Source organism: Pseudomonas sp. NPDC087346, assembly GCF_044744235.1.
GTDB lineage: Bacteria > Pseudomonadota > Gammaproteobacteria > Pseudomonadales > Pseudomonadaceae > Aquipseudomonas.
The window spans coordinates 131,663-146,055 of the sequence record NZ_JBIUXX010000005.1; the positions used below are offsets into that span (position 1 = coordinate 131,663).

At 57.3% G+C, this 14,393-nt stretch carries 14 protein-coding genes; 10 read left to right on the top strand and 4 right to left on the bottom strand.

The genetic code is table 11. The annotated features are described in order from the left end of the window. Positions 1–137 precede the first annotated feature (137 nt). From ACIOZM_RS05195 to ACIOZM_RS05215, 5 genes are all read left to right on the top strand, one after another. Positions 138–1,679 carry a T6SS phospholipase effector Tle1-like catalytic domain-containing protein gene (locus ACIOZM_RS05195; protein ID WP_401210262.1) on the top strand — a complete coding sequence of 514 codons (1,542 nt, stop codon included), beginning with the start codon at positions 138–140 and terminating at the stop codon, positions 1,677–1,679. After that, positions 1,679–2,335 (top strand): DUF2931 family protein, encoded by a 657-nt coding sequence (locus ACIOZM_RS05200; RefSeq protein ID WP_401210265.1) that lies wholly within the window; start codon positions 1,679–1,681, stop codon positions 2,333–2,335. The genes ACIOZM_RS05195 and ACIOZM_RS05200 overlap by 1 nt, the downstream gene beginning before the upstream one ends. Positions 2,336–2,363: 28 nt before the next feature. Then, positions 2,364–3,020 (top strand): DUF2931 family protein, encoded by a 657-nt coding sequence (locus ACIOZM_RS05205; protein ID WP_401210420.1) that lies wholly within the window; start codon positions 2,364–2,366, stop codon positions 3,018–3,020. An 11-nt stretch (positions 3,021–3,031) separates the two neighbouring features. Continuing rightward, positions 3,032–3,688 (top strand): DUF2931 family protein, encoded by a 657-nt coding sequence (locus ACIOZM_RS05210; RefSeq protein ID WP_401210267.1) that lies wholly within the window; start codon positions 3,032–3,034, stop codon positions 3,686–3,688. Between the two features lie 186 nt (positions 3,689–3,874). Next, positions 3,875–4,330: a GNAT family N-acetyltransferase gene (locus tag ACIOZM_RS05215; RefSeq protein ID WP_401210269.1), complete on the top strand. Its 456-nt coding sequence runs from the start codon at positions 3,875–3,877 to the stop codon at positions 4,328–4,330. A 104-nt stretch (positions 4,331–4,434) separates the two neighbouring features. On the opposite strand, the gene ACIOZM_RS05220 is transcribed toward ACIOZM_RS05215, so the two are convergent. The 4 genes from ACIOZM_RS05220 to ACIOZM_RS05235 all read right to left on the bottom strand — a co-directional run bounded on the left by ACIOZM_RS05220 (position 4,435) and on the right by ACIOZM_RS05235 (position 7,779). After that, entirely contained in the window at positions 4,435–4,914 is a 480-nt protein-coding gene (locus ACIOZM_RS05220; RefSeq protein ID WP_401210272.1) for a GNAT family N-acetyltransferase, read from the bottom strand. A 162-nt stretch (positions 4,915–5,076) separates the two neighbouring features. Beyond that, positions 5,077–6,186: a DNA alkylation repair protein gene (locus ACIOZM_RS05225; RefSeq protein WP_401210274.1), complete on the bottom strand. Its 1,110-nt coding sequence runs from the start codon at positions 6,184–6,186 to the stop codon at positions 5,077–5,079. A gap of 3 nt (positions 6,187–6,189) precedes the next feature. Beyond that, a complete protein-coding gene (locus ACIOZM_RS05230) occupies positions 6,190–6,798 on the bottom strand; it encodes a glutathione S-transferase (protein WP_401210277.1) in 609 nt (202 codons plus the stop codon). Positions 6,799–6,858: 60 nt separating this feature from the next. Then, complete coding sequence (locus ACIOZM_RS05235) at positions 6,859–7,779, bottom strand: MurR/RpiR family transcriptional regulator (protein WP_401210280.1); 921 nt, start codon at positions 7,777–7,779, stop codon at positions 6,859–6,861. A gap of 313 nt (positions 7,780–8,092) precedes the next feature. Between ACIOZM_RS05235 and iolC the strand changes: the two genes are divergently transcribed. The 5 genes from iolC (at position 8,093) to ACIOZM_RS05260 (ending at position 14,265) form a co-directional block, all read left to right on the top strand. Beyond that, positions 8,093–10,030 carry a 5-dehydro-2-deoxygluconokinase gene (gene iolC, locus ACIOZM_RS05240; RefSeq protein ID WP_401210282.1) on the top strand — a complete coding sequence of 646 codons (1,938 nt, stop codon included), beginning with the start codon at positions 8,093–8,095 and terminating at the stop codon, positions 10,028–10,030. A gap of 157 nt (positions 10,031–10,187) precedes the next feature. Then, positions 10,188–11,078, top strand: coding sequence for a myo-inosose-2 dehydratase (iolE, locus tag ACIOZM_RS05245; RefSeq protein WP_401210284.1), 891 nt, complete (start codon positions 10,188–10,190; stop codon positions 11,076–11,078). Then, complete coding sequence (gene iolB / locus ACIOZM_RS05250; RefSeq protein ID WP_401210287.1) at positions 11,078–11,887, top strand: 5-deoxy-glucuronate isomerase; 810 nt, start codon at positions 11,078–11,080, stop codon at positions 11,885–11,887. The genes iolE and iolB overlap by 1 nt, the downstream gene beginning before the upstream one ends. 31 nt (positions 11,888–11,918) lie before the next feature. Beyond that, positions 11,919–13,418: a CoA-acylating methylmalonate-semialdehyde dehydrogenase gene (locus ACIOZM_RS05255; protein WP_401210290.1), complete on the top strand. Its 1,500-nt coding sequence runs from the start codon at positions 11,919–11,921 to the stop codon at positions 13,416–13,418. A gap of 25 nt (positions 13,419–13,443) precedes the next feature. After that, complete coding sequence (locus ACIOZM_RS05260; RefSeq protein WP_401210292.1) at positions 13,444–14,265, top strand: TIM barrel protein; 822 nt, start codon at positions 13,444–13,446, stop codon at positions 14,263–14,265. The last annotated feature ends 128 nt before the right edge of the window (positions 14,266–14,393 follow it).

The window sequence follows — 14,393 nt, forward strand, 5'->3', positions numbered from 1 at the left end:
ACCCGCGAAGACGAGGGGAAACCCTCGTCACAACACGTTGTCTCAGCAGGGCTGGCACTCGGCCACGCCTTGCGCCACCCAGCCCCGACTGTCACCCTTCGGGCCGTTCTTCAAGGATCAGAACAAGGAATCAAGGATTGAGTGGCTACGTTCCCAACCCCCCGAAAAACTTCCGCTACGAAGAAGCCAAACCCGTAGATATTCACGCCCAGCGTTGGGCTGAGTACGAAAAGCACGGGAAAAAACCCGCGCCCGAACCCGAGAAAATCGGCATCGCGCTGAGGATTGGCGTGTTCTTTGACGGCACTGGCAACAATGCGAATAACACGGCGGCTGGGTTGCTGTGTGGTGCGCAGCATCCGATTGCGCCGCAGGATATTCCGGCTAGTTGTCAGCCTTATATGAGTGATCCGGATAGCAGCTATGGTGCTGGGCTCACCAATGTGAAGAAATTACATTCCTTATATAAAAAAACCCAAAAAGCCCAAGGTGATAGCTCTCTCAAGTACGTATCACGTCCTATCTATGTCGACGGTATAGGTACCGTTAACGATAAAAAAGACAGCGCCATGGGTTCTGGGTTGGGACGGGGTGCTACTGGTGTTTCAGGTCGTGTACAGGCGTCTTTCGCTCAAATCAAAGAGGCTGTTGAGGACGCTCTACAAGATAATCCCGACAGTGAAATAGTCTCTCTGACTTTTGATACGTTTGGCTTCAGCCGTGGCGCAGCTGCAGCACGGCACTTTTCGAACGAAATTGTCAGAGGCAAGCAAGGGCCGTTAGGAGACTTGCTTAATCAGAGCGCCAAAGACTTCAGCCGAAATTTTGATAGTCAGTATGGAAGCGGAATCAATATGGGGTTTATCGGACTATTCGATACGGTGCCCTCTATTGCCGGTTTCACTAATTTTGGTCAGGTGCAAAGCCCCATCGCACCCGGCGTTAAGCTGTATCTGGATCGCAGGTTTTTCAAAGATGTTGTCCATCTTGTAGCCCGTGATGAGTGCCGCGCAAACTTCGCTCTCAGTCGAGTGAAGCCCGATCACCCGGAGTACACGCTTCCTGGTGTTCACTCAGATATCGGTGGCAGCTATCTCGATGAAGTCGAGGAGTGCGTATTGGTCAGTCCTATGCAAACACTCACGGTTTCCCTCTACACCGACGTTACAACCACATCGATCTACCATGACGCTGAACGCGTAAAAAGCCAGTGGATCGGTAAAGGCTGGCCTGCTCATTTACTGGAAGTTGTCACCCCTACCGCGGTTGAGCTCCCAAAGGATAATCAAGACAGACTCGCGCCTAGAGAGAAACGCGTGTACGCCGCTCTACAACTCAAACGCCCAGTCAGCGGTAAGCTCTCAAGAATTTATCTCAGAGTGATGTATCAACTGGCAAAGGAAAAAGGCGTTCAGTTCGCCGACATGCCCGCAGATGCCGAGCATTCCATTCCTCAGGAGTTGCAATCCCTGTGCGACCGCTTCGTCGCCGGTGACTACCGCACCACTCCAGAAGAAGAAAAACTGCTGATGCTGAACTACATCCATACATCCGCTAACTGGAATCATCCTCTTGGAAGAAAGGATGGCAGTGGCATCGATGCTGTTTACATCAACGCCCCGACGGAAGACGCAGTTCGCGTACAACACCCACATGTACCTGAAAGGAACCTTTGGTAATGAAGGCAATGATCGCGCTGCTGGGCGCTTTATTCTTGGCAGGCTGCCAGAGTGCGGGTTCGGAAACCGGTGAGAGTGACCCCAAGTCTCCCTCGTGGGAGCTGGGTTTCATTGAGCCCGACTACATGAAGGTCTGGGTAGAAGACAGCTCAGTTAAGGACATCAATAACAGAGTGTTTTTCAGAGTGGGCGGGAGCTCTGCTGCTGGGGGGGAACCAGAAGATGGCACGCCGTCTGCCCGTGGTTGGGGTCCAGTGAGTGGCTCCGGAATTCCTGTGACAGGCGCGGATCTTCCAAAGCTGATTTTCGTCCGTTGGCAATCCATATCAGAGCAAAAAACCTATAAAGGTTTCATTGATATTCCAGAAGAAGCCAGGCAGTTAATGGTGAAATCAACACACCAACGCTGTCCGGATACTCCTGAAAAAACGGCACGATACATGGCAACGCTTTACGTGGGGTTGGCCCCTGGTGGTGTGCTGCAAGCGTGGGTCAGAGACTCATGTCGACGTCCGATCAAAGTCGCTCGAGCTCAAGGTGAAATCGAACCACTCGGCCCGGAGCAGGGGAAGAATGGGGGAGGATATGCCTATCCCGTCAGCCAGAATGCTATGCGGTACATCGAGAAGTACGGCATTCCGTATGAGAGCTGGTAATAGTCACACAAGTTTGGACTCGCGGATGTTGAAAGCCACGGTTTCCCTGCTGGGCTGTTTACTGTTGGCAGGCTGCCAGACCGGAGGCGCCGATACGGGCAAAAATGACCCTGAATATTCATGGTGGGAATTAGTGTTCGTTGAGCCTAACTATATGAAGGTTTGGGTAGAGGACAGCTCCGTTCAAGATATTAATGACAAGGTCTTTTCCAGAGCAGGAAAAAGCACTGCCGCTTCGGGAGAGCCCGACATTGGCATCGAGTCGGCTCGAGGCTGGGGAGCTGTGACTGGCTCGGGAATGCCGGTCACAGGTGCCGATCTGCCAAAACGGATATCTGTACGCTGGCAGTCGATAACAGAGCAAAAAACCTATCGCGGTTTTATTGATATTCCTGAAAAAGCCAGGCAATTGATGATGAGCTCCACGCACGAGCGTTGCGATGAAACACCCGATAAAACAGCTCGATTCATGGCTTCACTTTACGTAGGCCTCGCCCCCGGGGGCGTACTACAGGCATGGGTAAAAGACTCCTGTCGAAATCCGATTAAGGTTGCTCGGGGCCAAGCAGAGATTGAGCCACTAGGTGCACAGCAGGGGAAGAATGGCGGTAGTTATGCCTATCCAGTAAGTGAAAAGGCGAAGAAATATATTGAGAAGTACGGCATCCCTTATGGGAGTTGGTAAGTCGTTCCCCGATGAAGAAGTTCATAGCGTTACTTTGTGTCTTGTTGATCGCCGGTTGCCAGTCGACTGATCCGCTATCAGCCAAGAATGACCCTAGGTCGGAGTGGTGGGAGCTTGCCTTCACTGAGCCCGACTACATGAAGGTCTGGGTCGAAACCAGTTCTGTGCAGGACATTACCGGTAAAGTTTTCTCGGACTCCGGTGCTGGTACTGCTGCAGGAGGGGAGCCTGACGACGGCACAGAGTCAGCTCGGGGTTGGGCAGGTGTTGGCGGTAGCGGAAGGAGAGTAGTGGGTGCAGATTTACCCGTCCGCATTTATGTCCGCTGGCAATCCATAGTCGAGCAAAAAACCTGGCACGCATGGGTGGATATTCCGGAGCAGGGCAGGCAAATGATGGTGTCGTCCGTCAATCAGCGTTGCCCGCATAAGCCCGAACAAGAAGCAAGATTCATGGCATCGGTCTATTTGGGGTTAGCCCCCGGTGGGGTCGTGCAGGTATGGGTCAGAGACTCATGCAATCACCCGATCAAAGTTGCGAGCGCACAGGCTGAGATCGAGCCGTTGGGTCCGAGTCAAGGCAAGAACGAAGGACGTTACGCTTATCCGGTAAGTGATAAGGCCAAGCTCTATATCCATAAGTACGGCATTCCGTATGGGAGTTGGTGAGGTTTTGGGGCAGGGCACGAATCGTTTTCACCAGTTTTGATTTTGATTTCTCTGGTTTTTTGACAGGTTTCGATTCAATGGCTTGGCTTCGCCAATGACTGCTTTTGGCCAGAAGCAGCCCTTCATGCTGGCGAGTAGGGTCGTATCTCACTACGATCAAGAAATCAAACGGAAGGAAATGCTTGAATGGATTGCCTAATTCGAAACGCAATGAATGCGGATGCTCCAGCTATCAGTCGGATCATCATTGGCACCCTCCGCGTGTCAAATGCTCAGGACTATTCATCCGAAATCATCAATCAAGTGGTACAAAGCTTTTCTCCACAGGCGATCCTTCGTTTGTTGACGCAGCGTCAGGTAATCGTAGCAACACTCGAAAGTCATATCGTCGCAACAGCCAGTCTTGATCAGGGCGTTGTCCGAAGTGTTTTTGTCGAACCGGCCTATCAAGGGATGGGCATCGGAAGACAGCTGATGACAAAAATTCAATCAATCGCCATAACCGAAGGACTCAACCTGCTGCGCGTCCCCTCTTCAATCACCGCTGAAGGCTTTTATGCTTCACTTGGCTTTAAAAAAATCCGAGACGTATTTCACGAGTCCGAGCGCACCATCATCATGTCGAAGACATTGGATCAGTAGCTTTACCGTGTGTACTCAAATGGCTGCTAAGGGTCGATTATTGCCTGTGACGTCGTGCAGAAACCGACCCGTAATGGACATCCGGCTAATAGGGAATTCGTGAATCAGTTTCCGATCCAGAGCATCGTCTGAACCGTAATATGCGGATGACTTTCTAACGGCTCCCATTCATCCATGAAAGCAAAACCTTGTTTGAGATAGAAGTTCGAGGCTCTTGCATTGTCGGGTGATACATCGAGAAAAACACGATCAAAGCCTTCCGCGGTAGCACGAGCTTTCACTACTTCTACCAACTGAGTTGCCACGCCAGAGCCCCGTGCAGCAGGTTCAACCCACATTCCGATCAAGTTAAAGCGATGTGCGCTACTGACTGCGGCACCAATCATTCCGACAGGCCTGTCTTTCTCGAATGCCAGCCAAAATTCTGTTCCGGTTGATGAGGCTCTTACTTTCCACTGCTCGTCAGTGTATGCGGCGGCAGTTTGATAACTGACACCAAATGCCGTTGGCGTGTCCAAAAGCGCGGCGAGTCGGACTTGCTTTAATAGCATCCAGTCTTCTGTTTCCGTCGATCGAATTTCCATGATCTTCCTTGATGGATTAGCTTCACCTCAACTTCTCATAAGAAAGATTAGGGGGCAACCAGGCTCGCGTCGCGTACGTCCGCTTTTGGCCGAAAGCAGACCTTCTTATGCCCGCTCATTCTTCCTAGTTTCGCCAGATACATTCGTAGCCGTACTGGGCCGTTACTTCCGGACAATATCAACCCCCCCACCCCCCAAAACCACCCCATTAACCATCACCCGCACCCCATGCCACCCAACAAAATGCTTCCGCGTAGTGAAATCCTTAATTACCTGCCTCCGACTAACAAACTCGCTACCGCCCCCCGCCAACACCATCCCCTTCAACTTAAATACCTTAGCCGAAACCCCGCCATTCGCCTTCACATAGTCAATCGCATAATCAATCACCAACCGCTGTTCTTCAGCCACCGTCGAGCGCAGCGTAAACGACAACGTAATCGTCTCGCCCAACCTCACCACCGCCGGCTCAACCCGCACATCCAGCAACTCAACCTCAGCCTTCGCCCCGGCACCAATCACCGTCAGCGCGCGCAAATCCCCCTGTTTGATCAAACTCCGCAACGCATGCTTCGCGATCCACGCGGTGTTCTTGTCCTCCAGCGACCACCCCTCAATCGCATCCAGCACCCACTCCGGATGCTCTTTGGTCACGTCATTCAAATGATTCGCCACGGATTTGCGCACGTACAGGCTGTCATCGGCCTTCAACCGACCCAGTATCCCCGCCGCCAATCGTGGATCTGCCTGCACCGCTTCCAGCCGGAACGACCAGGGCAGGCGAGGGCGGCTGCCTTCGCTGGCGAGTCGCCGCACATGGTGGTTTTCGTCCCCGGCCCAGTCGTGCATCAGTTCCAGCGAGCGCTCGAGGTCGCTGCGCAGAAAGTGGCGGATGGCGAATTCCGAGGAGCCGAACGTGGTGAAGTATTTCAACGCGTCCATCGATGTATCGAACGCATCGCCGCCATAACTGGCGACGTAGTGCGGCAGGCACATGCTGACGAATCCGCTGTTGAGGCGTGGCGCCAGTTCGCGCAGTACGTCGAGTGAATCTTCGTAACCCAGCGGCAACACGGCGTGCAGGCTTTCGCTGACGCGGGCCATGCGTTGCATTACGGATAACTCAGCAAGCCCTTCGTTTGCGTGTTTCAAGAAAGCCTTGGCCTTGAATGCCGGGTACACGGCGCTCATTTCGCGGGCGATGTGTTGCAAGCGCTCGGCGTTGAAGATTTCTTTTAGCGCCGGGGCGGCGGTTTCGGGGGCGGTACTCATGGTCTAGGCCATCGGGCTGCTGATGAACGCTTCGAGTGTTTCGGCGTAGGCGGTGTATTGGGCGATACGTGGGAAGCGGGCGGCATCGACCTGATCGGGGACGACGAGGTTGGTGAAGCTCCAGGCGACGGCGACGCTTATGCCGTCCTGGGCGATTACGTCGCCGTCGGTGGGCAGGGACTGTTTTTGCAGTTCGGCTTCGAGGGCGATGTAAGCGGCGGCGAGTTGGCTTTCGACGCGTTCGACCCACGGTTGGTATTGGATGTCGGCCGGGCGCAGGTTGCGTTCGTAGTAGATCTGTACGGATTTTTCGCAGGCGGCGAGGCTGAGGCCGATCAGGCGCAGGGCGCGGGCGCGTTGTTTGAGGTCGCTCGGCAGCAGGCTTTTGCCGGCGACGGCTTCGAGGTAGTCGAGGATCAGGGTCGAGTCCATCAACACTTCGCCGTCGTCGAGGACCAGCGTCGGCGCCTTGACCACCGGGTTGATCTGCTGGAACTGTTCGAAATGCCGGAACACCGAGACCGACTCGTGTTCCAGTGCAATGCCCAGACGTTTGGCGGAGATCGCCACGCGCCGCACGTAAGGGGAGTCCAGCATGCCGATCAGTTTCATGACGCGTTCCTTCAAGTCGAGCCGGGGGAAGGCATAACCTATCCGAGCTTGAAGGAATTGTCAGTCGTCGAATCCGACCTGTTCGTGAATCTCGTCCACCTTCAGCTCCAGCCGATACGCCACGGCGATAAACAACGCCTGACACAAGCACAACGTCGCACTCAGCGAGCGGAACGCGAACGAGCTGCCTTCGTTGACCAGCAGCACGGTGTTGGCGCGTTTGGCCAATGGCGAGAGGTTGCTGTCGGTGAGGATCAGGGTTTTGGCCTGATGGTGCTGGGCGATGCGCAGGCAGTGTTGGGTTTCCTTGGCGTACGGGGTGAAGCTGATCGCGATGACGAGGTCGTTGGCGCGCACGCTGCGCATCTGTTCGCGGTAGCTGCCGCCGAGGCCGGATACCAGGTGGATGCGTTTGTTGGTGTGTTGCAGGTTGTAGACGAGGTAGTCGGCGACCGCGAAGGAGCGGCGCACGCCGACCACGTAGATGTTGTCGGCGTTGACCACCAGATCGACGGCTTTTTCAAACGCGGCATCGTCGAGTTCCAGGCCCAGGCGTTCGATGCCGGAGAGGGTGGCGTCGACGCATTCGCGCGCGAGGTCGCCGGCGCTGGCCTTCTGCGACTTGTTGGCGATCATGCTGCGGATGCGTTGCTGGTAGTTCTGCACCGGCGTGGCTTTGTGCGTGTAGGCCTCGCGGAACAGTGCCTGCATTTCGCTGAAACCGCTGAAACCGAAGCGCTGCGAGAAGCGCACGATGGCCGACGGGTGCACTTCGCACTCGCGGGCGATGTCGCTGATGCGGTCGACCATGATCCGGTCGCTCTGCTGGCTCATGTAGCTGGCGATGCGTTTGAGCTGGCGCGGCAGGGCTTCGTATTCTTCGGTGATCAGCTGCAGCAGACGCTCGGCATTGATCGGGGGGCTGGCGAGGTCGCTTTCGGCGGGGCGCTCGTCGGTAGCCGGCTGATCGGTGCGGGACATAGAAAATCCTTCTGGCTTGTTCTTATAGGCCTGGGTGGGTGCGCGGCAGGCCCTGACAATAGGTTGGCTGTGCGCAGTCTACAGGGTAGGCCCTAATAAAATCTTGGCTTGCGCGGTCGGCGGTCGATGCTGAATCGATGCACCGCGTCTGGAACGCTCGTACAAAAGTGTATTGGAAAAAATATTCCACGTAAAAAATATTTGGAATAAATATTGATTATTGCTGCCAGAGCGTTTTAGTCTGCGTCCACTCAATGTGTTTTCTTCGACGTATCGGGGAAAACCACGGCTGATAAAAATAACAGGAGCCAGCATGGGCCAGACTCGTTTTGCCAGTGGGCGTCAATTGGATCTGATTTGCCTCGGGCGCCTTGGCGTCGACCTCTATGCGCAGCAGGTCGGTGCGCGGCTTGAGGACGTTTCCAGCTTCGCCAAATACCTCGGTGGTTCGTCGGCCAACATCGCGTTCGGTACGGCGCGATTGGGCCTGAAATCGGCGATGTTGAGCCGGGTCGGAGACGATCACATGGGACGTTTTCTGGTCGAATCACTGGCCCGTGAAGGTTGTGACGTCAGCGAGATCAAGGTTGATCCCGAACGCCTGACCGCGATGGTCCTGCTCGGTCTCAAGGACCGCGAAACCTTTCCCCTGGTGTTCTACCGCGAGAATTGCGCCGACATGGCGTTGCGCGCCGAGGACATCAACGAGGCGTTCATTGCCTCCAGCAAGGCGCTGCTGATCACCGGCACGCATTTCTCCACTGAGTCCGTCTACAAGGCGAGCATTCAGGCGCTGGATTACGCCGAAAAACATAACGTCAAACGTGTGCTCGATATCGACTACCGCCCGGTGCTGTGGGGCTTGGCCGGCAAGGCGGATGGCGAGACGCGGTTTGTCGCTGATCGCAATGTCAGCCAGCACGTGCAGTCGATCCTGCCGCGCTTCGATCTGATCGTCGGCACTGAAGAAGAGTTTCTGATTGCCGGTGGCGCTGAAGATCTGCTCACCGCGCTGCGCAATGTGCGGCGCTTGAGCAACGCGACTCTGGTGGTGAAGCTCGGGCCGCAGGGTTGCACGGTGATTCACGGGGTGATTCCGGTGCGGCTTGAGGATGGCGCGATCTATCCCGGCGTGCGCGTCGAGGTGCTGAATGTGCTGGGCGCCGGCGATGCCTTTATGTCGGGGTTCCTCAGTGGCTGGATCGAGGATGCCACGGACGAGCGTTGCTGCCAGTTGGCCAATGCCTGCGGCGGGCTGGTGGTGTCACGCCACGCTTGCGCCCCGGCGATGCCGACCCGTGCCGAACTCGACTATCTGTTCAACAGCCCGGTGCCGATTACCCGACCGGATCAGGACGTGACATTGCAGCGTCTGCATCAGGTCAGCGTGCCACGCAAACAGTGGAAACCGCTGTTCATTTTCGCCTTTGATCATCGCTGGCAGTTGGTGGAACTGGCGCAGAAGAGTGGACGCGATCTCGCGAGCATCTGCGCTTTGAAGCAACTGTTTATAAAAGCGGTGGAACGGGTTGAAGCCGATCTGCGTGAGCAGGGTGTTGAGGCCGATGTCGGGCTGCTGGCGGATCAGCGTTTCGGTCAGGACTCCCTCAATGCCGCGACCGGTCGCGGCTGGTGGGTGGCGCGGCCGGTCGAGGTGCAGAACTCGCGGCCACTGGCTTTCGAACATGGGCGCTCGATTGGCAGCAATCTGATTGCCTGGCCGCAGGAGCAAATCATCAAGTGTCTGGTGCAGTTCCATCCTGACGACGAGCCAATGTTGCGGCTGGAGCAGGAGGCGCAGCTCAAGGGTTTGTATCAGGCGTCGCAGGTCAGTGGGCATGAGTTGCTGCTGGAAGTCGTGCCGCCGAAGGATCATCCGTCGGCTCACCCGGACGTGCTCTATCGCGCCTTGAAACGCCTGTACAACCTTGGCATCTACCCGGCGTGGTGGAAGATCGAAGCGCAGAGTGCCGAAGAATGGCAGCAACTGGATGCGCTGATTGAAGAACGCGATCCGTATTGCCGTGGCGTGGTGCTGTTAGGCCTGAATGCACCGGCAGCGGCGTTGGCCGAAGGTTTTCAGCAGGCCAGCGCGAGCCGCACTTGCCGAGGGTTTGCGGTGGGACGGACGATTTTTCAAGAGCCGAGCCGGGCGTGGATGGCCGGCGAGATCGACGACGAAACGCTGATCCGCCAGGTGCAGGGCACGTTTGTCGAACTGATCGACGCCTGGCGCAAGGCCCGAAGCTAAGCATTTACACCGAACCTGTGGGAGCTGGCTTGCCAGCGATGACGGCGGCACATTCGGCATCGATGACGACTGACAAACCGCCATCGCTGGCAAGCCAGCTCCCACAGGGTTCAGTGACCGCCTCAATGATTGATGGAAAACAATAAAAGGTGCAGCCATGCCCGCAATCCGAATTGGCATCAACCCGATTTCCTGGAGCAACGACGATCTCCCGTCCCTAGGTGGCGAGACGCCGTTGAGCACGGCCCTGAGTGAGGGCAAGGAAATCGGTTACGCAGGTTTTGAGCTCAACGGTAAATTTCCCAAGGATGCCAAAGGCGTCGGTGACGTGCTGCGGCCTTACGATCTGGCGTTGGTTTCGGGCTGGTATTCCAGCCGACTGGCGACACGTTCGGTGGCCGAGGAAATAGACGCCATCGCCAGCCATGTCGAGTTGCTGGCGCAGAACGGTGCGAATGTTCTGGTGTACGGCGAGGTTGCCGATTCGATCCAGGGTCAGCGCATTCCATTGGTCGAACGGCCACGCTTTCACAGCGAACAGGCGTGGCAGACATACGCCGAAAAGCTTACTGAACTGGCGCGTTTCACCCTGTCCCGGGGCGTGCGTCTGGCGTATCACCATCACATGGGCGCCTACGTCGAATCGCCGTCAGACATCGACAAACTCATGGCCCTGACCGGTAGCGAAGTCGGTTTGCTGTTCGATTCCGGCCACTGCTATATGGGCGGTGGCGAGCCACTGCAAGTCCTGAAAAAACATATCGAACGCATCTGCCACGTGCATTTCAAGGACGTGCGCAAACCGGTGGTGCAACTGGCGCGCAACAATCTGTGGAGCTTCCCGGATTGCATCATCAACGGCACGTTCACCGTGCCCGGCGATGGCGACATCGATTTCGCCGCGTTGCTGGATGTGCTGGTGGCCGCCGATTATCACGGATGGCTGGTGGTCGAGGCCGAGCAGGACCCGGCGGTAGCGCCAAGTTACATCTACGCGAAAAAGGGCTACGACACCCTGCGCGCACTGCTCAACGAAAGGGGGTTGTGATGAGCCTTCTGGTCAAGAGTCAGGCCCGTGGCCGCACCATGGTCGAGCTGGAAAAGGGGCGTCTTGAGTACGTCGGTTTCGCCGCCTACCGACTGAGGCTCGGCGAAACCCTGCCGGTGACGGCGGGCGATCAGGAGTTGTGCCTGGTGCTGCTCAGCGGTCGCGTCAGTATCAGTGGCGAGGCGCCGGGGCAGGGCGGATTCGAGTGGGACAACCTCGGTGATCGGCAGTCGGTGTTCGAGGACAAATCACCCTTCGCCGCCTATCTGCCGCCCGGCAGTCAGGCGCAAGTGATCGCGTTGAGTGACACACAAATCGCTGTCTGCGCCGCACCCGGTTCGGCCAGCGCCAATCTCGGGCCACGGCTGATTCGTCCGGAGTCGATGAAGCGCAGCGTGCGTGGCAAGGGCGCCAACACTCGTTACGTCTGCGACATCTTGCCGGACAGCGAGCCGGCGCATTCGTTGCTCGTCGTGGAAGTGCGTACGCCGTCCGGGCATTCGTCGAGCTACCCGCCGCACAAGCACGACACCGATGACTTACCGCATCAGAGCTTTCTCGAAGAAACCTATTACCACCAGATCAACCCGCCGCAGGGTTTTGTCTTCCAGCGTGTGTACACCGACGACCGCAGTATCGATCAGGCCATGGCCGTGGAAAACAGCGATCTGGTGGTGGTGCCCAAGGGGTATCACCCGGTCAGCGTGCCGTACGGCTACGAATCTTATTACCTGAATGTCATGGCCGGGCCGAAACGTGTCTGGCAGTTCCATAACGACCCGCAGCACAGCTGGCTGCTGGATCTCTGACTTCCCACGTTTTGAACGGAGCGCGACAACAATGAGCAATGCCCCGGTAATCGGCCACTACATCGATGGTCAGGTGCAGGACAGCGGCGAGCGGTTCAGCAATGTGTTCAACCCGGCGACGGGTGTGGTGCAGGCGCAAGTGGCGCTGGCCAGCGTCAGGACCGTGGAAGAGGCTGTCGCGTCCGCGCTGAAAGCCTTCCCGGCGTGGTCGGAGCAATCGTCGCTGCGCCGTTCGCGGGTGATGTTCAAGTTCAAGGAATTGCTCGACCGCCATCACAACGAACTGGCGGAAATAATCACCCGCGAGCACGGCAAAGTGCTGTCCGACGCCAAGGGTGAGGTCACGCGCGGCATCGAAATCGTCGAGTATGCCTGTGGTGCGCCAAACCTGCTCAAGACCGAATTCAGCGATAACATCGGCGGTGGCATCGACAACTGGAACCTGCGCCAGCCGTTGGGCGTATGCGCAGGCGTTACGCCGTTCAACTTCCCGGTGATGGTGCCGCTGTGGATGATTCCGCTGGCGCTGGTTACCGGTAACTGTTTCATCCTCAAACCTTCGGAGCGTGATCCGTCGGCGAGTTTGCTGATGGCGCGTCTGCTGACCGAGGCCGGGCTGCCGGACGGCGTGTTCAACGTGGTGCAGGGCGACAAGACTGCGGTGGATGCGCTGTTGCAGCACCCGGAGGTCGAGGCGATTTCCTTTGTCGGTTCGACGCCGATTGCCGAGTACATCCACCAGCAAGCCACTTCACGCGGCAAGCGTGTACAGGCGCTGGGCGGGGCGAAGAATCACATGATCGTCATGCCTGATGCCGATCTCGATCAGGCCGCCGATGCCTTGATCGGCGCGGCTTACGGCTCGGCCGGTGAGCGTTGCATGGCGATTTCGATTGCTGTCGCGGTGGGCGATGTCGGTGACCGTTTGATCGCCAAACTGCTGCCGCGCATCGATCAGCTCAAGGTCGGCAACGGTCTGCAGGGCGACAGTGAAATGGGTCCGTTGGTGACCGCTGAACACAAAGCCAAAGTTGAAGGTTTTATCAGCGAAGGTGTGGCCCAGGGCGCGCAACTGCTGGTTGATGGCCGGGGTTTCAAGGTGCCGGGTGCCGAGGGTGGTTTCTTCGTCGGTGCGACGCTGTTCGACCAGGTCAGCACTGAAATGAGCATCTATCAGCAAGAGATTTTCGGCCCGGTGCTGGGCATCGTCCGCGTACCGGACTTCGCCAGTGCCGTGGCGTTGATCAACGCCCATGAGTTCGGCAACGGCGTGTCGTGTTTCACCAGCGACGGCGGCATTGCCCGGGCGTTTGCTCGCACTATCAAGGTCGGCATGGTCGGCATCAACGTGCCGATTCCGGTGCCGATGGCCTGGCACTCCTTTGGTGGCTGGAAGCGCTCGTTGTTCGGCGATCACCACGCCTACGGTGAAGAAGGCGTGCGTTTCTACAGTCGCTATAAAAGCGTGATGCAACGCTGGCCCGACAGCATCGCCAAAGGCCCTGAATTCAGCATGCCGACTGCCAAATAATTCGTCTGTGCGGAGAACAACAAGAATGACTCAGCCCCTGCGTTTTGCTCTTAACCGGATGGTCGCGCCACGACTTTCCCTGCCCGCGTTCATTGATCTGGCGGTAAGCCTCAAGGCCGATGCCATCGAGATTCGCAACGACCTCAAAGGCGTTGAAATCGAGGACGGCACTGCCCCGCAAACCGTTCGTGAATTGTGTGCGGCGAAAGGCATCAGTGTGTTGTCGATCAACGCGCTGTACCCGTTCGATGTGTGGAATGACGAGCGTCGTGCCCAAGCCACCAAACTCGCCGCGTATGCCCGGGATTGTGGGGCGCAGGGTTTGGTCATGTGTCCGCTGAACGACATTGGTGATGTGCGTACTCAAGCGCAACGCGCCGTTGGCCTGCGCACGGCGTTGACCGGGTTGGCGCCGATCCTTCGCGAGTACGGCATTCTCGGCTTCATCGAGCCGCTGGGTTTTGAAGAATGCTCGCTACGGCGCAAGCGTACGGCAGTGGATGCGATCCAGGCGATTGGCGGGCTGGATGTGTTCCGACTGGTGCATGACACCTTTCACCATCACCTCGCCAGTGAGCATGAGTTTTTCCCTGAACTGACCGGGTTGGTGCACATCTCCGGCGTCGAGGATGCGGAGGCGCCACTGGCGAGCATTCGTGACGGCCATCGGGTGTTGGTGGGCGAGGGCGACATTCTCGGTAACGCGGCGCAGATCGACACGCTGCTGAGCACGGGTTACAGCGGCTATCTGTCATTCGAACCGTTCGCCGACAGCGTCCACGGTCTGCCGGATATCGAACAAGCCATCAGCGCCAGCATGGCTCACCTGAAAAACTCCCTGACCTGACACATACCCTGTAGGAGCTGCGGGGGGGGGGGGGGGGGGGGGGGGTGGTTTTTTTTTTTTTTTTTTGGGGGGGGGGGGGGGGCGGGGGAGGGGGCGCGCGGGGGGGGGGGCGGGGCGCGGCGGTCGGG